Annotated in this window: 14 protein-coding genes; 5 read left to right on the top strand and 9 right to left on the bottom strand. The window is 48.7% G+C overall.

Going from position 1 to position 21519, the window contains the following annotated elements:
* Positions 1–77: 77 nt before the first annotated feature.
* The 3 genes from ACYVGR_RS20065 to ACYVGR_RS20075 form a co-directional block, all read right to left on the bottom strand.
* Complete coding sequence (locus tag ACYVGR_RS20065; protein WP_460959938.1) at positions 78–1214, bottom strand: redoxin domain-containing protein; 1137 nt, start codon at positions 1212–1214, stop codon at positions 78–80.
* A gap of 394 nt (positions 1215–1608) precedes the next feature.
* A complete protein-coding gene (locus ACYVGR_RS20070) occupies positions 1609–3645 on the bottom strand; it encodes a c-type cytochrome (RefSeq protein ID WP_460959940.1) in 2037 nt (678 codons plus the stop codon).
* A gap of 106 nt (positions 3646–3751) precedes the next feature.
* Positions 3752–5638, bottom strand: coding sequence for a family 16 glycoside hydrolase (locus tag ACYVGR_RS20075; RefSeq protein WP_460959942.1), 1887 nt, complete (start codon positions 5636–5638; stop codon positions 3752–3754).
* 134 nt (positions 5639–5772) lie between these two features.
* On the opposite strand from ACYVGR_RS20075, the gene ACYVGR_RS20080 reads away from it, so the two are divergent.
* The 5 genes from ACYVGR_RS20080 to ACYVGR_RS20100 all read left to right on the top strand — a co-directional run bounded on the left by ACYVGR_RS20080 (position 5773) and on the right by ACYVGR_RS20100 (position 11627).
* The gene (locus ACYVGR_RS20080) at positions 5773–6579 is read left to right on the top strand and encodes a 3-keto-disaccharide hydrolase (protein WP_460959944.1); all 807 of its coding nucleotides are present in this window, start codon (positions 5773–5775) and stop codon (positions 6577–6579) included.
* A 164-nt stretch (positions 6580–6743) separates the two neighbouring features.
* Positions 6744–7250, top strand: coding sequence for a histidine phosphatase family protein (locus ACYVGR_RS20085; RefSeq protein WP_460959946.1), 507 nt, complete (start codon positions 6744–6746; stop codon positions 7248–7250).
* Between the two features lie 126 nt (positions 7251–7376).
* On the top strand, positions 7377–7874 hold the full coding sequence (locus ACYVGR_RS20090; protein WP_460959948.1) for an FAD-binding oxidoreductase: 498 nt from the start codon (positions 7377–7379) through the stop codon (positions 7872–7874).
* A 27-nt stretch (positions 7875–7901) separates the two neighbouring features.
* Complete coding sequence (locus ACYVGR_RS20095) at positions 7902–11177, top strand: M4 family metallopeptidase (RefSeq protein WP_460959950.1); 3276 nt, start codon at positions 7902–7904, stop codon at positions 11175–11177.
* Positions 11178–11240: 63 nt separating this feature from the next.
* Positions 11241–11627, top strand: coding sequence for a hypothetical protein (locus tag ACYVGR_RS20100; RefSeq protein ID WP_460959952.1), 387 nt, complete (start codon positions 11241–11243; stop codon positions 11625–11627).
* Between the two features lie 116 nt (positions 11628–11743).
* On the opposite strand, the gene ACYVGR_RS20105 is transcribed toward ACYVGR_RS20100, so the two are convergent.
* The 6 genes from ACYVGR_RS20105 to ACYVGR_RS20130 all read right to left on the bottom strand — a co-directional run bounded on the left by ACYVGR_RS20105 (position 11744) and on the right by ACYVGR_RS20130 (position 21519).
* On the bottom strand, positions 11744–13174 hold the full coding sequence (locus ACYVGR_RS20105; RefSeq protein WP_460959954.1) for a M56 family metallopeptidase: 1431 nt from the start codon (positions 13172–13174) through the stop codon (positions 11744–11746).
* Positions 13175–13264: 90 nt separating this feature from the next.
* Positions 13265–15217: a M56 family metallopeptidase gene (locus ACYVGR_RS20110; protein WP_460959956.1), complete on the bottom strand. Its 1953-nt coding sequence runs from the start codon at positions 15215–15217 to the stop codon at positions 13265–13267.
* On the bottom strand, positions 15214–15585 hold the full coding sequence (locus tag ACYVGR_RS20115; RefSeq protein ID WP_460959958.1) for a BlaI/MecI/CopY family transcriptional regulator: 372 nt from the start codon (positions 15583–15585) through the stop codon (positions 15214–15216). The genes ACYVGR_RS20110 and ACYVGR_RS20115 overlap by 4 nt, the downstream gene beginning before the upstream one ends.
* Positions 15586–15858: 273 nt before the next feature.
* Positions 15859–16857 (bottom strand): family 43 glycosylhydrolase, encoded by a 999-nt coding sequence (locus ACYVGR_RS20120; RefSeq protein WP_460959960.1) that lies wholly within the window; start codon positions 16855–16857, stop codon positions 15859–15861.
* Between the two features lie 173 nt (positions 16858–17030).
* Positions 17031–18953: a glycoside hydrolase family 2 protein gene (locus ACYVGR_RS20125; protein WP_460959962.1), complete on the bottom strand. Its 1923-nt coding sequence runs from the start codon at positions 18951–18953 to the stop codon at positions 17031–17033.
* Positions 18954–18990: 37 nt separating this feature from the next.
* Complete coding sequence (locus ACYVGR_RS20130) at positions 18991–21519, bottom strand: glutaminase family protein (protein ID WP_460959964.1); 2529 nt, start codon at positions 21517–21519, stop codon at positions 18991–18993.

Here is a 21519-nt window from a genome sequence, read left to right on the forward strand (position 1 = left end):
TAAAAAATGACCCGCAAAGGTGGACACACTTTGCGGGTAAAAAAAGATAATCAGCTTGACGATGGGCAAGAACGAAATCAGGGCTTGGCTACCAGAAACTCGTTTAATTTCTTGCCTAACTCTTCACCCCGAACATTTTTGGCCACAATCTTGCCATCAGGACCAATCAGAAAGTTCTGGGGAATCGACCGAATGCCGTATTGTTTGGCTACTTCGTTATCCCAGAATTTCAGATCCGATACCTGTGTCCAGTCTAAACCGTCTTTATGAATGGCTTTCAACCAGGCTTCTTTGGCATTGGGTCGATCCAGCGAAACGCCCAATACGGTGAAGTTTTTGTCTTTATACTGGTGGAAGTTTTTCACCACGTTCGGGTTTTCGGCCCGGCAAGGACCGCACCAACTCGCCCAGAAATCGACCAGTACATATTTTCCCCGGAATGAACTCAGCGCGACGGCTTTACCAGCCGTGTCAGCCTGAGTAAATTCGGGAGCCATCGCACCAATCGAAGTTGCTTTGACGCTGGCCAATTGTTTGGCGTATTCTTTTCCGTCTTTACTGTTTTTTAAAGCATCAGATAAGCCGTCGAACATTGGCCCTACCTCAGCATATTCGGGCGTATAATCGTAGCGTTGCAGCGTATTCAAACTAACCAGACTCTTCGGGTTTTCTTTGATATACTGAGCCTTAACTTTCTTCTGATCCGCTTCAATGGCTTCGTATCGTTTGTCCAGGCTCTCTTCAATTTCCTTGTTTTTACGCTGCTCAGGGGTTAAAGCCCGGTACTCTTTCATCAACTGGCTCATCTTGTCAGACGTAGGCTTGAGCATGATGGTCAGTTTTTGATAATCGGCATTTAATGGAGTTCCACTAACAACGGCATTCTCCAGCGAGTCGGGGCTAATTACGCTAATTGTGCCCGGTTCCAGATAGACGATAGTAGTTGCTATGGGTCGATTTCGGCTGAAACCCGTCCCCAGTTTATCAACAAATAAGGTCGCCTGCGTCGGATTTTCAACGGTTCCTTTGAATGAAAATACCCCGTTTTGAAGTTGTGCAGAGTCCATTTTTGCGGTGCTACCTTCCATGTAGCGGAGGTACGCTTTAGCAGGAACTTTGGCACCGGCCAGTTTTGCCTTGAGGGTATATGAGCCGGTTTGCGCCCAGAGTATCGACGGGCTAGCGAGTAGGACGGCCACAAAAAAACGTGTCATAGTTCGGTTCGTTTGCTGATTGTGAGGTTAAAAATAAAGAATAGATTTCAATATTAAGGCTTTAAAACCTTCAGATTCCCCTGTAAGACGAATTCAGGCAGTGTTGGCAATTAAGTGAGAGTGATAACTAAAGAACCTGTTTAAACTTTTTCTAATCCAGCCATAATTAGTGCGTTTTGTCATCCCGACCGGTCCGCCGGTGCGGCAGGAGGGATCTTCGGGTGAATCCATTGGCTAATCTGTCCCCGAAGGTCTCTCCTGCCGCACCGGCGGACCGGTCGGGATGACAAAAAAGCCATTGAAAGAAAAGTTTAAACAGCCTCATAGAGAAAACAAAGCCCCCAACTATAATTTGCAATAGCTAGGGGCTTTGTTTACTGATAATCACAATAACTTACGGCTTCGGCTCACCTTTCGAATCACTACCACTAGCTGGTGCCATCGAGTTGATCCAGGCTGCAATCTTCAGCGCGTCGGCTTTGGGGACTTGCGGCATGGGGGGCATTTCGGTAGCGTAGTCGGGCCAGTTGTGTGGTTTAGGGCTATAAATCAACTCCACAATCTGGTCGTTGGTGTATTTGCGTTTGGCTACATCTGCAAACGCTGGGCCAACCTGACGTTTATTGGCCTGATGACAGGCGGCACAAGTGTGGCGGGTTAGCAAACCTTTTACTTCTTCGTAGGTTGGCGCTTTCGCCATCGTTACCGCCTGACCTTCCACCAATTTTGGTTTGCCACCGGTGGTTGTTTTCGCGCCAGCTTTGGCTGGAGTCGCTTTTTTGCCCGGCATGGATGTGCCAGTTTCGGTAGCTGCTGGTGCGGCAGCAGGAGTTGCTGGAGCAGCCGCCGAATTCTTCGTGCTTACTTCGCTCATAGCTAATTTTGCGCCATCGGGAATGTTGTTGAGCGTGTAATACGCAATGGGGTGAACCAGTGAATACGAACCCGTAGCTCCCCGAACGCCATCCAGCGTTAGCTGGTGGATGTAGTATTTACGTAGGTCGCCTACAATCAGTCGGGCTTTCAGACCATCCGACGAAACTTTTACACCTTTAATTGGCAGAGCTTCCTTGTTGATCGTCGGGCTACCGTACACCGAATGGTATTTGTACAGAAAGCTCTCAACCCGGTACGACGCCAGGTCTTCGGCCGATTTGCGATCAACAGGGCTGGTAAATTCAACTTCGAAACCGTCGGGCATCGCTTTTACGGTGCGCATTTCAAAAGGCACCGCATTGTTCCAGACCAGACGTTGTAAACCTTCATTGGCATCCCCCGCCGAGCCCCAACCGCGGTTGGTTTCACCTACGAACAGCGAACCGTCTTTGGCAAAGGCCATCCGCAACACGCCCGATTTGAAGCCGTTACGGAATTCAATAGCACCACCCTGATACTCGCCGTTTACTTTTTCCATGAACACCCGCGAGATCTTACTCATGCCCTGATCGCCAACCAGCAATTGGCCTGCAAATGGACCAAAGGCACCTTGTGGAATCTCCAGAATTTCGGAGTTCGAAATACCCAGAATTCCGTGTGGCAACCAGACCGCAGGCGTTTGAATATCGGCATTCGGGAACTGCTCTTTCATCGCGTAGAGCAGATTCGGCGTTTCGTTAACGATGTTTTCGGGTTTGATGGCGCGACCATTTTCATCCCGGCGCCGGCGTTCATCAATCTTGGCGTTGAACTGCTCGGCGGTTAGTTTAACGGGTGAGTTAGCCATGCCCGTCCAGCGTAAACCGGCTGGGTGACCAACGAAAGCACCTTTCTTAACGTGTACAACGCCACCCGAACCCATCCAGTCGCCTTGGTTATCGGCGTAGAATAATTCACCATCGAAAATACCCAGACCACAAGGCGAGCGCATACCCGTTGCCCAAGGCTGCATGGTACCATTCTCGCTGATTTTCATAGTCCAACCGCGCCAGGGGACACGGCTTTCACCCCGCCACCATTCTTCATCACCGAAGGCTACGTTGCCCGTTACAAAGAACTGCCCATCAGGTGCGATTTTAGGCCCAAAGCTATATTCGTGGTAGTGCCCCGACAGCGGCCAGGCGTAAACCGTTTCGAATATGTCGGCTTTGCCATCCTGATTGGAGTCAATCATTTTAGTCAATTCGCCCCGTTGCGCGCAATAGAGCGCACCGTCTTTGTAGGTCAGGCCCAGAATCTCGTGCAAACCCGATGCGAACTTGCGGAAGAAAGGCTTGCGGCTGGTTGGGTTTTCGACAATCCAGACATCACCCCGGCGAGTCGCCACACCCAGATTTCCATTGGGCAACACGGTTAAACCACCTACTTCGAGCAGGGTGCCCTCGGGTGCGGTTACTTTTAGAATCTTGAAAAAATCTTCCTCCTTCGGCGATTCCTGGGCCATAACCCCCGTGAGGCTGGCCATTGTAAGGAGGGTTGTTAGTATCTTTTTCATAATGATATATGGCACGCTGATGCTGCTGATTTAGTAAGATTCACGCAGATCTTTTTAATTTCTATCCACGTAAATCAGCCTTATCATAGTAATCTGCGTGCTATGTTTAAAACAAGATCGAGTAGGTTAACTTGCCTTTTACGGGTACGATCAACTCCTGTTTCCCATTAGCTTCCCGGATGGTTGGTTTGGCTCCGGCAACGTCGTCGATACGAACGTATTCCTGGCCATCGACGAGGTACATACCGTTTTCCATTGCGCTAATGTTAGCACCGCTAATGAGTCGGGCGTAGAGATCGCTGGTTGGGTTGGTAACAGTCACTTCGCGTTGAATACCTTTTCCTTCGTTCAGGACCCGGATTTTATCTTCAACCGATGCGCCGTAGCTCTGATAACGGAATGTCGGGCGATCGCTGTCGTCCAGTACATAACCTTTCGGATGGTAACTCGAGCCGGTTGTATCAGCAATCCAGTTGGCTTGTGGTGATGCTAGTTTGCTCAGGAACAGGACAGGAGCACCCAAGCGCTGTACCATACCCCTTGGTCGGGAAGAACCATCGCCCCGCTCGTGCCACATAGGCGTAGTATCCAGAAACTCACCTCGCCAGACTTGTACCAAAGCGCCTTTGTCCAGATCGTAGGTATAATGAACTTGCTCTGGGCTACCTACCGAAATAGCGTGAGTTACACGAAGCGTGCGACCCTGTGTGTTTTTCTCGCCCGGCATATCCATAAAGCTGCGCAGGATCGTATTGGTGGGTGCATCCACGATAATAGGATCAACTTCTTCGCCGGTTCCGCCAGCGCCATCACTGATAACGTATTCGCGAATACCAGGACCAGCCACAGTCAGCCCCAGCGATGGTTGTGCCCAATCGACAAATTTGGCGTAGAGCAATTCGAAGGGTAGGTCGCCTTTAGGAAGCGTTGCTTTGCCTTTGGCATTCCACTCGCCGGGAGCAATGACCGACTGATTGTTGATTTTCATCAACCCACCACCGCCTGGAACGCCCAGATTGAAGCTGTATTCACCGGGTTCCGAAACCCGTAATGTGCCCGTAAAGCGAATCAGGAACTCGTTCGGAATGCGACTAACCGAAGCCGACAATATGGTTGTGGCCCCTTCCGATTCTGGAGCGGTTTTGTCGTACTCGGGTTCTTTCTGAAACTTGCCTTTATACACGGCGTATTTCAGATTCATCAGTTCAGGACGAGGCTTGTCGTAGGTGACATAACGGATGTTGCGAAGCGCTACGGCACCATGATCGCCCTGAATACGGAGGGGGCCGAGCGCTTTTTCGTCGGCAAAGGCAGAGCCACGCGTTGGGCCAGTCAGTTCAACATCTTCCTGGATGACGACACCGTTCAACTCAACCCGAATCACACGTCCATTTTCGGTTTTCTGTCCGTTGGCATTAAACCGGGGGGCCTGAAACGAGATTTTCATGTGCTGCCATAAGCCAGGCGCACGGCTGGCATTCTGACGGGCAGCGTGACCTTCGTAGCCTTTATGACCTTCGGGCCGTTTTTCATCCCAGCGTTCATAAACGCCACCATTGTCGTGTACATTGGGCGTACGAATTTCCCAGCTATCGCGAAGCTGAATTTCGTAGCGACCTTGCAAATACACCCCCGAATTCGACTTTGAGGCCATCATATAATCTAATTCCAGATCGACATCCCCGTGCTGGAGCGTTGTGAACAGATCATATTTGTACGGATTTTTGGGATCAGCTTTAGGATGATCCAGCGGAATGTTAACTAGCACGCCCGTTCCTTTTTCGGTTATGAGCGTATTTTCTTTGTTAAGATCGGCCCGAACGCCACCAGCGATACGCCAGTTGGAGGTGGGAGATACAAAAGCACTCAAGTCGTTGAGCGGGAGCGCGATACCCGGCGCAGGGGTTGGCTGGGCGGTTGCCAGGCCAATACCCACAATCCAGCCAACAGCCAGCAGTCCGCTGAGACGAGCTGAAATGGATAGGTTTACCATACGTTTATCATGTAGTTTTAAGGCCGAAAGTTACATTTTTTCCCTTTAAAAGACTGCCAATTGACAGTTAGACTTATCTTTGAGCGTTTTACCTGAGAATCCATTAACCCGAGTAAATTTCTTTATAATTTTCTATGAAAAACGTACACCTATCGCTTGCTGTCTGTGTCGGCCTAGCGAGCTTAGCCATCACCAATCAGGCTGTAGCCCAAACTGAACCTAGCAAACAAACGCCCCAGTCGACCGAGATTTGGGAGCCTGTTCCTCCCGTTGTTACACCTGGTGTTGTTTCGGCGAATACAAGCGGTACAACTCCTCCATCTGACGCCATTGTCCTTTTCGACGGTAAAAACACCGACGAATGGGTGGCTATCAAAGGTTACTCGCCTGCTAACTGGGAAAAAACCAACGAAGGGCCGCTGAAATGGCCGGTAACCGATGGCGTGTTGTATTCGACCAAAGGCTTCTCGGCTCGCTCGAAAAAGGAATTCAATGATTTCCAGCTTCACCTGGAATTCAAAACCCCTGAGAAAGTAGAAGGTAACAGCCAGGGCCGTGGTAACAGCGGTGTCTTTTTACAAGGTCGTTATGAGTTGCAGGTTCTTGACAACTACAACAACCCAACGTACGTAGATGGTATGGTGGGTTCGATCTACAAACAGGCGATTCCATTGGCTAACCCAAGCCGTAAACCCGGCGAGTGGCAAACCTACGATGTCATTTATCAGGCCCCTAAATTCAACAAAGCGGGTATGATGACCGACTACGCGTATGTGACTGTATTACTAAACGGTATTCTGGTACAAAATCACGCAACTATTCGCGGTACAACCGAATACATTGGTTATCCAAAAGTACAGCCTCACGGCGCTGGTCCAATTTTGCTTCAGGATCACGGCAACCCAGTTGGTTTCCGGAATATCTGGATTCGGGAGCTGTAGAAGTTGACCGTTTACGAAGAACAAAAAAGCCCCCGGCCAATTGCCGGGGGCTTTTTTGTAACATTGTCAGCCAGACTTGATTCTGGGATTCTATTGATTCTTTAGATGCTATTGCGTCAATAGAACCAATAGAATCCCAGAATCAAAAATTTCCCCAATTACTTATGCGCTTATTTACACTTTTTGCTTTTCTGATTATTGTTTCCACTGCCTGCTCCACAACCACCGTCTATATCGTTCGGCATGGAGAGAAAGTGAACGAAACCGATACTACGAATCTGAGTCCGGCGGGCTATGCACGGGCAGCTGCGTTGGCCGAACGTTTAGGTAGTCAACACATTGATTCCATTTTCTCAACGCCTTACCGGCGTACCCGTCAAACGGTTCAACCACTGGCCCAGCGACTGGGGATTCAGGTGGTTGATTACCCCGCGAAACCTACTGAGGCTATTGTTAATCGAGTCAGTGGTATCAAGGGCAAAACCGTATTGATTGCGGGGCATAGCAATACAATTCTGGAAATCGCCAAAGGGCTGGGCGCACAACCGACGATGACTAAAATTGAGTCAGGCGATTTTGATAATCTGTTGCAGGTAAAGCTCCACCGTGGATTGTTTCGCAAATCCGTTACGTTTTCGCAGACGACTTATGGCCAGATAACCCCGCCGTAAGTGACTCATCAAGGTTATATGTCGTCTCATACGCTGTTTTCCACAAGTCATACTAATGCACTAGTAACGAGGCTGGTAAGTCACAATACCTTTGTTTCGCTATCCTGTCGATTTCTAACTTATCCAATGAAACACCTATCGCTAACTCTATTTTCTTTTCTGACTGTATCGAACCTGCTTTATGCCCAGGAGGGTATCCGTGCCGCTGGCGATAAGATGCCGGAAGTTCGCAAAACCGCTACTGCTGTTACACCCGCTACCTACAAACAACGCCAGATTATGGTGGGCAGTGGGGGAGGCATTACGGGAGCCTCAACGACGTATTATCTGCTGGAAAACGGGAAATTGTTTGGCCGTCGTGGGCGCGATACGGATTTTACGTACATCGGTCAGCAGACGGCCCTAAACACAAAACGGGTATTTAGTTCGGTTGAAGTGAGCGCCAAAATCAAAACGACCAAGTTCGATAACCCTGGCAATATATATAAGTTCGTCCAGTGGCGAAAAGGCAAACTGAACTACAAAGTGGCCTGGGGCACTGCGGATAAAACCGTACCTGCCAATTATCCGAAAATTTACGATTCGTTTATGGCCATGATTCCGGCTTCGTTGCGCTTGAAATAAGAGTACTAGTCCTAAAGCTTATACATTATGAAAACTCATCTCCTAATTCTGACACTTCTAACGACGACTTCGGCCTGGGGACAGCAACCCAATCCTGGCTTTGGTCGTAAGCTGAAAACCACAACGCCAACGATTGGTCTGGCCGAACGGTTGAATGTTCAGGCGATTCCACTACCCAAAAACCGAACTGGGAATCAGACATTAACGGGCGGGGCACAGCTTAATCCAGAACCACTTCGGTTGCGGATTGTGCGGAATGCAGAGACGGGTTTGCCTATATTCATTGAACGAAAAATCAACCCCAGTTCAACCAGTAGTCAGGCTAAAGCGAAGGGAGCGCGACTTTCAGCAACGGCTGCGGCATCGGCAGCTTATCAGTTTATGGGGCAGGTGCGTGGACTGCTGAAACTTGATAATCCTGAAGCCAGTTTTACGGTTTCCCGCACCGAAACTGATGATCTGGGCCAGATGCACATTCGCCTAACACAAACGCATCGGGGCGTGCCTGTGCTGGGTTCTGAACTTGTTGCACACCTGGCGGATAATGAAGTAACGTTGCTAAATGGCCATTATCAGCCTGTGTCAGCCGATTTGGTAACAACGCCTAAACTGACGATTTCAGATGCTTCAGAACAAGCACTCCGGGACGTTCGCAAAACGTCAATAGTCCGATCGTTTGGTGATAATTTGTTGAAAATGAAATCGACGGAAGGCGAACTATGTGTGTTCACCATGCCAGCTGGTGCCGCAAAACTAGCCTATGCCTTGACCGTCCGGCCCAACATGCTTGAACGCTGGGAATATGTGATTGATGCCCAAACTGGCGAAGTGCTCGACAAGTACAATCATACCTGTTCGTTCGTGGGACCGATTAAGGCAACCGGTAAGGATTTGAATGGGGTAACGCGTACATTCCAAACCTACCAGCAAACGAACACAGGCTATTACCTGATCGATGCATCGCGGTCGATGTTTAATAGCTCAACATCTAAAATGCCCGATAATCCGGTTGGCGCTCTCTGGACAGTAGATGCGCGCAATACGTTTGGCGATAATCAGAAAATCTATCAGATTACCTCCACCAACAATACCGATTGGACGCCAACGGCCGTTTCGGCGCATTACAACGCAGGAATCGCCTACGATTATTATAAAAATACCCACAATCGAAACGGGCTGAGTGGCACCGGCGAAACGATGGTATCTATTGTGAACATGCCCGACGATGACGGGAAAGCCATGGACAATGCCTATTGGAATGGAAAAGTGATGGCCTACGGAAATGGAAAACTCCTGAAACCATTAGCGGGTGGGTTAGATGTTGCCGGACACGAAATGACACACGGGGTTATCCAGAACACGGCCAATCTTCAATACAAAAGCCAGTCAGGGGCCATCAATGAATCGTTAGCCGATGTATTCGGCGCTATGATTGATCGGGATAACTGGACCATTGGTGAGACGATTGCTACCCCTGCTGTGTTGCCATCAGGAGCATTGCGGAACCTATCGAACCCCAATCAGGGTGGCAAGAGCAAAGACCCCAACGGCTATCAGCCTGCTACTATGTCGCAGTATGAAACGACTAGTGATGATAACGGCGGAGTACACATCAACAGTGGCATCCCAAACTTTGCGTTCTATAAATTCGCAACTGCTGTAGGGAAAGAAAAAGCCGAAAAAGTTTACTATCGTGCCCTAACGACCTATCTGGTCCGGACATCCCAATTCCTGGATTTGCGCCTGGCTGTTATCAAAGCCGCTAGCGATTTGTATGGGGCCACTGGCGCTGAAGTGTCGGCAGCTAAGAGTGCGTTTGACGCTGTCGGAATTACGGAAGGAACTTCAACTACACCCAAAACACCTGACGTACCGGTGGCTTCGGGTCAGGATTTACTCTTATTGGCCGATGCGACTACATCGAAGTTGTATTCAACAACAGTAGGTGCAGGATCGAAGTTTGACCAGAAATCGGCCTTGGGTTTAGTCCATCGTCCCAGCGTGACCGACGATGGAAAATACGCGTATTACGTAACGACGGATAAACGTATTCGCTCAGTGAATCTGACAGGCACTCCAACCGAAACGATTATTTCAAATGATCCTATTTGGGATAACGTAGCCATTTCGAAAGATGGTACCAAACTAGCTGCGCTTACTGCCGATAAAGATGCTTCCATTTATGTGTATAGCTATGATAAGAAACAAGGGGTAACATTTAAGCTCTATAATCCAACTTATACGCAGGGAGTTCAGACCGGCGACGTTCAATATGCCGATTCGTTTGAGTGGGATTTCACGGGCGAAAACATTGTCTACGATGCTTACAACGCTCTTAAAAACAGCTCTGGTGATGATATTGACTATTGGGATGTGGGCTTTATCAATGTCTGGAGTAATACGACTAAAGACTTTGCCAAAGGCGAGATTGAAAAATTATTTTCTAATCTGGACGAAGGCGAAAGTATTGGAAATCCATCCTTTTCTAAAAATTCGCCCGACGTAATCGCCTTCGATTACCTGAACGAAACTGACGATACGTACGAGGTAGTTGCTGTTGACTTGAATGCGGGTAAGGTGAATATTGTGTATGAAAACAATACGTTAGGCTTCCCAAGCTACTCGCGTCTCGATAACAGACTTGTGTTCAGTACCGAATCTAATTCGAGCGAAAATGTAGCAGTAATTAATTTGGGCGCCGATAAAATTACCCCATCAGGCTCGGCTACAGTATTGTACACTGATGCGAAGTGGCCCGTTTGGTACACACAAGGTACCCGCGCGGCTAAAACAGCCCAAACGATTACGTTCGATGCCATTGCTGACCGCTATTCCAATCAGGGTGACCTGACGCTAAAAGCAACCTGCTCATCGAATCTGACGGTTGGTTTTCTGGTGAAAAGTGGCCCGGCTACGTTGAGTGGCACAACCCTTAAATTTACGGGCGTTGGTGCCGTTACGGTGCAGGCGTTCCAGAATGGTAACGATCAGTTTGCGGCAGCAACAGCTGTGGAGCGAACCTTCAACGTATTGACCGTTACGGGGATCGAACCCACCTGGGCTGATGCATTGTCCGTTTATCCGAATCCAGCGGGAAGTACGTTAACCGTCGAATTGCCTGGAACGGAAACCGTTGAGAAATTATCACTTCAAACCCTTACGGGAACCACGATCCTACAACCCGTTCTTCGCGGTCGCCAGCGCACAGCCAACCTGGAAATTGGCCACTTGCCTAAAGGGCTGTACTTCCTGCAAATTCAAACGGCAAACGGAACGGCGACTAAGAAAGTAATAAAGGAGTAGAGAATGACGTTTGCCATTTTTTACGTCCTAGTACTTGAATCAAATAAAACTGTATATTTGAGTATGTATCTGGAAGAACGCGTAGAGCAATTAGAACACCTTTCTGTTGACCAGGGGCGGCAGATTGAAACCATTGCCAGAGGCTTGGCTGACTTGACCGTAACTGTAAACCAACGGTTTGATGAGGTAAACCAGCGATTTGAAGAGGTAAACCAGCGATTTGAAGAAGTAAACCAACGGTTTGAAGAAGTAAATCAGCGGTTTGAAGAAGTAAATCAGCGGTTTGACGCTGTCGATAAACGGTTTGATAAAGTAGAAGCGGATATCGCTGAGTTGAAAACAGATGTATCAGAGCTGAAAAGTGGTCAGGCTCGCTTAGAAACAACCGTCGCTGATATTCAACAGACGCAGCACCTGATTTTAACTATTCTACAGGATAAGTTAAAATAGACTGAAAAAAGCGTTCTAATCTAAATTAAAAACTTAAAAACTGGGGCTGTTCGTTAATCTACTGGCAGATTAACGAACAGCCCCAGTTTTTAACCATAGTCTGCTACTACAAAACCCTATTTCGTTGTGATCTCAATCGTTTTGGTATCCTTCATGACATTCATTTTGGCAATCTTATCGGCTGGGAGCGCGGCTATTACCTCCCTTGTCGTTGCCTTACCATTAAGGATAAAATAGTCTATCTGGCTGAATGTGGTTCCTTCCTTATTTGGTACCGGAGGAGGGGGTGGTGGCATCTTGTTTGTGGTTTCCTGCTCACTTTTATCCTCTAGCGTGAAATTAATGGGCAGGTTGTATCGAACATTCACCACTTTGCCATTCTGAGTGGCTGGTTGCCAACGAGGCATGTTTTGTACAACGCGGACGGCTTCCTCGCCAGTGCCAAAACCAACGTCTTTTAATATCTTAACATCAGTAACCTCGCCGGTTTTTGTTACAATGAAATTGACAAATACGCGGCCTTCTGCTTTTACTTTCTGTGCAGCAGCTGGGTATTTCAGATTGTTAGCCAAATAAGCACCTAGTTCTTTCATACCGCCCGGGAACTCAGGTTGATTTTGAACCACAGTAAACACCTTCCCATCCACCTTCACTGCTTTACGGGCAGATTCGCTAGCGGGTACAATCGCACTCTGAGATTGATCCTGACCCGATTGCGTGCACATAACCAGGGCGGCCGCTATGGGCAGAATTAGGGCATAACCGAGCAAGGCTCGGCGATGGGATGCGGGTTTTTGTAACATAATAATCCGTTGTTTAAGGGTTGATTTAGAGACAAAAGGAGTCGTTAGGGCCGTAACGGGCATATTGAGCGCGTAGGCCACTAACTGACGAGGATAATCGGGTCGAGGTGTTTTCAGGACAGTCCGGTCGGCCAGAAACTCGTGGACTTCCTGCAAGGCGTGTTTGTAGAGCAACAGCACTGGATTGAACCATAAAGCAGCCTGTACAATTTCTACAAACAGTACATCGACCGTGTGGCGCTGGCGGATGTGGGCTTCTTCATGACGCAGCAATGCGTCGGGCTCGGTAAGCGAGTCGGTATGATTCAGCACCAGATAACGTCCGAATGAAAACGAAGGCGTCGAATCGTCGGGAAGCCGGACGAGGATATAATCTGGAGTGCGGGCTAAGCTACCTCGCTTAATGAGTTTAAACACCGAGGCCAGATTCAATCCCAATCGCAGCAGCATCACGACTACGCCAAGACCGTATAAAAGCCAGAGCCATTGCGTTGTCGTCAGGCTATCCGATTGGCTGGAAGCTCCAACGGTAAAAGCGGGTAATGTCAGCGTGCCAATCGGTAACGACTCCGCCGTGCCAATCGGCAGTTCGACCAGCGGAAAGGCAAACGACAGCCCAACCGTTGCCAGCAAATACCAGCGGTTCAGGTTGAAAAACGTGTTTCGGCGAAGGACCAACCAGTAGCAGCTATAGAATAATAGCAGGTATAGGCTGGCTATTAAGAGATAGGGGAGTGTGTTCATTTCTTTGGCTCAATTCGGGTTTCAAGTTGACATTTTGACTGGACGTATCTACCTGATTGATTATCTAATAATTAATTTTATTGAGTTAAATTACTGATTATCAATATATTTATCGCCCATGAATTGAAGCCTGAGTTGGGACTTCTTTTTCGAGGTTATCTGAACGACGCCATATATTGCTTTTGCTCCGTATTGGACTCTTGAAGCTGGATTTTTCAGTACGGTTATGCTCTCAATATCTTCAGGATTCAGGTTAGAAATAGTTGGTACTTCAATACCATCAAGAATATAGAGCGGAGTGCCTCTCAACGAATTATGCCCGCGAATTGTAATGAATGGCCCTGAGTTTCTTAAGGAATCAGGCAGACGCATGCTATATCGCTCGTTGCTGCCAGACGTGGGATCATCGAGTGAGAACTGAGAGTTTTTATCTTTGTCGAGAACAAAGCCAGTCTTTTGCCCAGAGCCTGTTTTAGGCATTGGTTCAACCTGGCCAGTGCGCCTGTCTTCCCCTTTTTCCAGGGTAAACTGAATAGGAAGATTATACTGTACAGCCACTGGTTTGCCATTTTGCTTGCCTGGTCGCCATTTGGGCATTTGGCTCACGACGCGTACAGCTTCTTCATTACAACCAAAACCGATACCTTTCAGGATTCTTAACTGCTGAATATCGCCCGTTTCTGTTACGACAAATTGTATAAACACTTGGCCATCAACATGAGCTTTTCGTGCGTCAGCCGGGTAGCGCAGATTTTTCATTAAGTATTTTCCTAACTCACTCATTCCTCCTGGAAATTCAGGAACCTCTTCAACAACTGTGAAGACCTCTCCATTACCTGCAAGAGAATGGGTTGATGAAACAGGTGGGGCGGCTTTTTCTGATGGTTCATAGGCAGTTACAACTACTTTATCCAGCACAACGGCACGAGCCATCATTACGTTGATAACATTCCTGCCTTTAACGGCTACTCGCTGAGAGTCAAACCCGATAAAACTGACGACCAATGATGCGTTTTTAGGAACATTAGGTAGCGTATAATAGCCTTTGGCGTTCGTTTCTGCACCAGTTGTTGTGCCTTCAAGTATTACGTGCGCTCCTGGTAGTGGCTTTCCATCAGCAGCCGTTACCCGACCTGCAACTGTAATGGTATCATCGGTCGCCTGCCCAACCACAGCGGCAATCTCCTCTCGTGCTGTAGTCATAGCCAGTAAACCAAATGCCAGTGGGAGCACCAGCATATACTTGCTCAAAGCCCAGCGGGTGGTGGCTTTCTGTTGGAGCATCATAATCCGTTGTTTCAGGAGCGATGGATTGAAAAAACTATTCGTCAACGTGTCGGGGTCGCTTAGGCCAAGCTGCGTACCAAAGGAATAAGCCACTAAGAACCGGGCATATTCAGTGGGCTGACTGGCTGGCTTATCGGCCAGGAATTCATGCACCTGGCGTAAAAGCCGATCGATGAGCCAGATCGTTGGACAGGCCCAGCAAAATGCCTGTAATAAGCCCATGCCCAGCACATCGGCACTATGGTATTGTCGGACGTGAACCAATTCGTGCTGAAGAATCAGTTCGTTACGTGTATCGACTGGGTTAAGAATAATGTATTGAAAAAATGAAAAGGTGGGGAGCGTTGGGTCGTTAGGCTGAACGAGTATAAAATTCTCGTGGACTTGGCGAGGTGAACGCCGGATCAACCAGACCAACCGACCGACGCGTATTGCCAACCGGATAAGCAACACCAACGCGACCAGCGCGTAGGCCCAAATGCCTACTTGCTCCCAATCGGGACCTGTTTCGATCGGGGCAGCTATAACTGTTGAAACAGGTAGCGCAATGACACCAACAGGCATGGTGGCCGGAAGCGTTTCGACGGTTTTCGTCGGTAAGATCACCAGCGGAAGTACCAGCGACAGAATAACCGAAGCCAGCAAATATGCTCGGTTAAGACTGAAAAACGTGTGCCGACGAAGGAGCAGCCAATAACAACCTGCAAATAGCAAGCCGTAGAGGTTAGCTTTCAGAAGGTAGTCAAGGGCGTTCATTGATCTTTCTGTTTGTTTAGGAGTTTGATAATCTCGTCAGCTTCGGTGAGGCTGATGTTCTTGTCTTTCACGAAAAACGACACCAGTTTTTTGAGCGAATTATCGAAGTAGTTTGCCATGAGTTGCTCCGTCTGGAAACGACGATATTCCTCTTCGGTGATGAGCGGATAGTACTCATGCGTTTTACCGTAAGCTGTGTAGCCAACCAATTCCTTTTTCTCCAGAATACGGATAATCGTCGAGACGGTATTGTAGGCGGGTTTCGGCTCAGGCAATTCGGCTAGCACATCTTTTACGAAGCCCTTTTTTAGCTGCCAAAGAACCCGCATTATCTCTTCTTCGGCTTTCGTTAGTTCGCGTATCTGCATGATTCACAGGAGACTGGTGATTATGTTCGAAATGTATGACTAATATATTAGTTTTACAACTAATATATTAGTTATTTGTTTGTAAAAAATAGAAACCCCCTTTTCTGACTCAGAAAAGGGGGTTTCTATTTTTTGTCATCCTGACGAAAGATCTTAAGGCATACTCATTTGATTGTTGGGACAGTTTAAGATCCTTCTTTTTGTCAGGATGACAAAGCGTTCTAAGCAACTGAGTGGTTAATAGCGGGATTACGCTTTTGAATCATTCGTAATTCACTTTGTTAACGTAGGCCCTAAATTCGTCCAACCGACGGGTACATTGGACAAGAACCAGCTTTGGCCTTTGTCATTGTTCCCCTGGTAGAATAGATAGGTTTTCCCGTTCGTATCAGTGAAAATGTGCGGATGGCCCGATTCGCTGGAATTCCAGGTGCCAGGGGCGCCATTTTTGAGGAATGGCTCAGATTGAACCCGTTCCCAATGAATACCATCTGTGCTTCGAGCAACTCCAATTTGCTGCGGCCAGTTGTTGTACGCACCAGCATAAAACATATAGAGCTGACCGTTCCGCTCAATAACCGAAGCGCCTTCAATGCATTCGCCTTCCCAGGGTAATTCTGGTTTTAGAATTGGGCCATTGGTAGCTACCTGTTTCCAGTCTTCCCGATTGAAGTTCGTATTGGCGGGCGCTGTAGCTACTCCCAATTGCTGAATTTTATACGCTGGATCGCGGGTTGCGAAGTACAAAAAATACTGGTCTTTGAACTTGATAACTTCGGCGTCGATGGCTCGCCCGCATGACCAGTCACTGATGGCTGGGTGAAAAATTGGGTTAGTTGGATTCCGCTCGAAATGAATACCATCGCTCGAAACCGCGTGGCAAATCGCATCGTTGCGTCCGTTTCCATAGGTCTGGTAAAACAGATGCACCTTCCCATCACGAACAAGCGCGCCGGGAGCACATAAGCCCTTTTTCTCATAATCCGTAACGGGCGTAATCTCACCCACCTTTGCCCAATTAGTCAGATCGGTACTGCGCGCAATACCAATACCCCAGTGATCGGTTCCACTCGAATCTTTGTAAAGTGGTACCGAATAATACATCAGGTAGGCCTTGCCAAAGCGAACCACGTGTGGGTCTTTGGCAAAGCCCGGTTTCCGGTGCGTAGTATCGCCAAACATCATGGCTGGCTTCAACGACTGTGCAGTTGCAAACGTCGTGAGTAACCCAATCAGTGTAGCGAATAGGAGAAAGCCCCTGATATTCTTCATGATTAATTTGGAACTGCAAAACTGGCGCGAGTATCAGACTGGCGCGAGTATTTACTCGTGCCTATACATAAACGCCAGTATTTACTGGTACATCGGCCAACTATTCAGACGCCAGCGAATGCTGGCTATATAAAAAGGCGCGGATGAATACCCGCGCCAACACGAAACTATTTTTACTTAAACAACGGCGCGTGAATTTTCTGTAACGTTTCAACGGGAATCTTGATCACTTCCCGATCATAGGTCAATAAGCCATTCACTTCGCCTTCTACGTCTGTCGTTTGAGTATAGACTGCTGCTGACAAAGCCTGTTTCTTATAATACTCGACGATTTTGGCGTATTTCTTTTCATACGCTTTCTGCACCACATCTGCCGATTGATAGGTCTGGTAGCCCCAATTGCGCATTTCTGGGTTCCAGAGATGACCCTGGACCGGCCAGCCGATGCCCCCAAATTCACCGATCACCACCACCCGATTCGTTTTAGGCGTCGGAGACTTAGGTTCTTCTTCGTAGGTGTGAATGTCGTAGAAATCGCCCGCACCGACGTCATTCCAACCGCTGGATGCGTTGATCGTTCGGCTTGGGTCGAGTGCTTTTACCCAGTCGGCCAGCCGTTTGTTCTCATATTGTCCCCAGCCTTCGTTATGCACCACCCAGGTTACAATGCTCGGGTGATTGTGCAGCCGATTCATCATCCGACGCAATTCCAGTTCAAACTGCTCTTTTCCTTTCGACCGACGAATTGGCTCCGATTGATCGCCGGGATGTTCATTCTGACCTTCCAGAAATCCCGATGGCATATCCTGCCACACCAGTATGCCTAGTTTATCGCAGAGATAATAGTAGCGGTCTGGCTCAACTTTGATGTGCTTCCGGAGCATGTTGAACCCCGATTTTTTGAGGAAATCAATTTCAAACGCCATGCCTTCATCAGACGGAGGAGTCAGTAAGCCGCCGGGCCACCATCCCTGATCGAGTGGGCCGTTTTGAAACACGAACTTATTGTTCAATAACAGCACGGGTTGATTGGCCACTGGACCAGCACCGACCGAAATTTTACGCATAGCGAAATAGCCCGTCACCACATCGACTGGGTTTCCGACAACGGTTGCATTCGCAAAGGCAGCGATTATAGGTGCATCCTGACGTGTGCGTTTGTTACGGGGCGTATCGCCGAAGGGGTCAGTTACAGTAACCAACTCCACTTTTATAGTGTAGAGGAACGGGCTATCCGGCGACCATAGTTTGGGCGTTTTGATGTTCAGCCAACCCGTTCTTCCCGCCCGAACGAGCGTTGTGGCAACAGATTGATTGCCATCCATAGCCGTCAGACGAATCGCTGTGGTGAAATTGTCGGCCGGTTTATCCAGCAACACATCGACCCGAAGGCGGCTGGAATCCAGCTCTGGCGTTAGTTTCACTTCCTCAATGTACGTCTGCTTCGGAACAGGTTCCATCCAAACCGTTTGCCAGATTCCCGAAACCGGCGTGTACCAGATACCATGAGGATTCATCAACTGTTTTCCGCGAGGCTGCTCACCGGTGGAGGTTGGGTCGGTTACGCCCAATACCAGTTGATTCTGCCCGTCTTTCAGGTAATCCGTAATGTCGAAGCTAAACGAATCGGAACCGCCCGTGTGTGAACCAACCAGACCGCCATTGACCCACAAATTGCATTCGTAATCAACTGCACCGAAGTGAAGCAATATCCGCTGGCCTGCCCAGTCTTTCGGTAAACTAACTTCCCGGCGATACCACAACCGCTGATCGGCGGTGAGTGATTTGTTCACTTTTGATACCGTTGATTCCAGACAGAACGGAACCAGAATCTGGCCGTCGTAGCGAGTGGGTTGTGGAGCTGTTTTAGGGGTTATAGCATATTCCCACATGCCGTTCAGGTTTTGCCATTGTTGACGAACCATTTGCGGGCGAGGGTACTCGCGCCAGGCATTTTCGGGCGTTATCTGTTTTTCCCATCGGCTCATAATCGGAGCCGTACGGGGTTGGTTCGAAACGGGCGTTTGGGCAGTCACCATTCCTGCCCCTAGCAGCGTAAGGCTAAGCGCAGCGGAAAGGATTCGGGTGGAAAACATGAATGTATAGAGTTGGAATGACAAAAAAGCAGAAAACTTACTTGCTCAATTTCCCTTCGAGCATTTTGATGAAATAGCCGCCCACTACCGAACGGGCCTGAAAACCAACCTGTTTGGCGTTGGTCGTTTCATGCCAGTCACATAGGGGAACACGCGTTGGTGTTTCGTTGACGTATTTCCAGACGGGCTTGATAAATGCTTCAAAATCGCGGTCTGATTTAGCGAGCGTAGCCGTCCACATGATCCAGTCGGACTTGGTGTAGGTTTTTCGGCTATCTAAAGGGAGTCCGTATGTCTTTTGCTTGGTCAGGTAATAGGCAATTTCGGTTTGCGGAATCTCCTTTGGAAAGACGTTCATGTTCAGTAGCTTATCCCAAACCAGATTGTATTTCTGGCTCCAGGTATCGGATTGGTTCTCGAATGTCAGGTCGTAATGTGGTAGTTGCGACGCCGTTTTGTCGAGAGCGAGTTGCTGCCATTTAGCCGCCATTTCCCGTGCTGTTTTCAGGTAACTTTCTGAGGTTGCTTTGTCGCCCAGTTGAGCCGCCATCTGTCCGTAGGCAGCAATGCCCAGAATAGCCTTGACCGACAGGTTAGCGTTCCGGGCAATGTGTCCGGCAAAGTCGTCGGTGCAGAGTTGGTTGGCAGGGTCAAAGCCATCTTTCTTGAGGTATTCAACCCAGGTCGTCAGGGTTTTCCAGTGTTGTTTGGCATAATTGGCGTTGCCTTCGGCTCCGGTAATAGCGCCAGCGAGCAGGAGCATATTACCACATTCTTCTACAGGCATATCTTCGCCGTAGGTCTGACCGTTGGCTAGTGGGTACGTTCCTACATCGTGAGCAGCAAACGGCTTTTTCCATTGGCCACTTTCCGAGTAATAGAAAATAGGCTCCATCATACCCTTTAGCAAGGTTGGGTTGTAAAGTAGAAAGAGTGGGGCCGATGGATACGTTACGTCAACCGTACCAATAGAGCCGTTGGAGAAGTTTTCCTTCGACAAGAAAAGCGTTTCACCTTTGGGCCCTGCTACAATCTTATGGGCAGCAATAGCCTGACGATAAGCTAGTACGCATAAATCAGCGTAATCGGTACCGCCAGCTTTGCGGGCGTCGGAACGAAGTTTGCTATCGAATTTGGTGCATTTTTCCCGGAGTCGGTTATAGTCTTTCTCAGCTACCTGGAGCAGTGCAGGCATGGTTACTTTCCCCGTCCGATTCCACCAGGGGCGCAGATTTTGCTTAAAATACTGTACCGAGTACAAGTCATCATAGCCCAGCATCAGGTGCTTTTCGGTGGCTTTCGTTACGTTGCCAAAATCGAGAACACTGGCAACGGCTACATCGACGGCGGCCCGAGGTTTGTTGGCTGGTACAGACGCCTTGTTATCGGTAGGGAGTTGCCCCGTTGTCAAAAATGCGTGTTTCAGGCCTGGTGCCATGCCATTGCCGGTCTGGTTACCTTTTTCCTGTGGAGTGGCCAGATACGCATAGCCCCAGTCGATCCGCACGTTGTCGCCTTTCTTGGCGAGAACGGATTGTGCCTGGGTGCCAACGGTTTGATAAATGAGGCCGGGAGCCTGCCCAGCTTTCAGTACGACTTCCTGCCCGATTGTGTTCGTGGCCAGTGTACCTGACTCACCCAGATAAACCTGCACCGCATGCGACTTCCGATCTGCCGAGCGAACCTCGAACGTTACGTAGGTGATTGGTCGGGCGGCTACGTCCACTTCATCCAGCAATAAAGGCGACAGAAACGTAAGAGCCAGATTTACGGGACCGGCGGTAAACTCGTAGTTGGTTTGTGTCGCCGATATCGTTACGCCTGTTTGCGTAGCAGTCTCCATCGTTGATGACTTGATCGGATTTACAATGCCAATGTCGATAAACGAACCACCCCGAGGGCTTACGCAATGTACGGCCAATACGTTTTTGCCCTTTTGCAACGCTTTCTGACCCGCTTCTGGGAAGGGCAAAAGGATATATTCATTGGTATAATCAGGCTTATCCAGAATCTTGGTGCCGTTCAGATAAACAACTACGTCATCATCGTGGCTGATGGAGAGCAGGAATTTCGACGGATCGGCTTTGCCATCGTAGGTAAATTCACGACGGTAATAAATTCCGTCTTTCATGCCGGCATTGTCACTATTGGTCCATTTTGTTTTAGCCTCGGGCGTATCGCCAAATGGCCCCTGTCCCGATTTCCAGCCACTGGCATTGAAGTCTGCTTTTTCCCAACCCGCACTGGGTTTGGTCATTGTGTATTGGGCGGCATAAGCCTGTACCTCACCACTTGGTAAAATGGGTTCGTAAGTGGTTGGAACAGCGCCCAAAAACTGATACGCTTTTCCATCGACGCGTATAATTCCCTCCAACGACTGCGGCTTGCCGGTCCAGTGGCGCGTTGGCGAATCGGTGAGCTTATCGGTCATACTCCAGACACTAAAATAAGGGTCGTGCGTAATTAGCGGATAAGCTGGTGGACGTAGCGTCTGGGCATGTGTTTGCCCGATTGACAGAGCAAAGAGGAGTAAAAGTGAAATGTGGGAAATGGGATTTTTGCGCAT

Source organism: Spirosoma litoris (assembly GCF_054776755.1).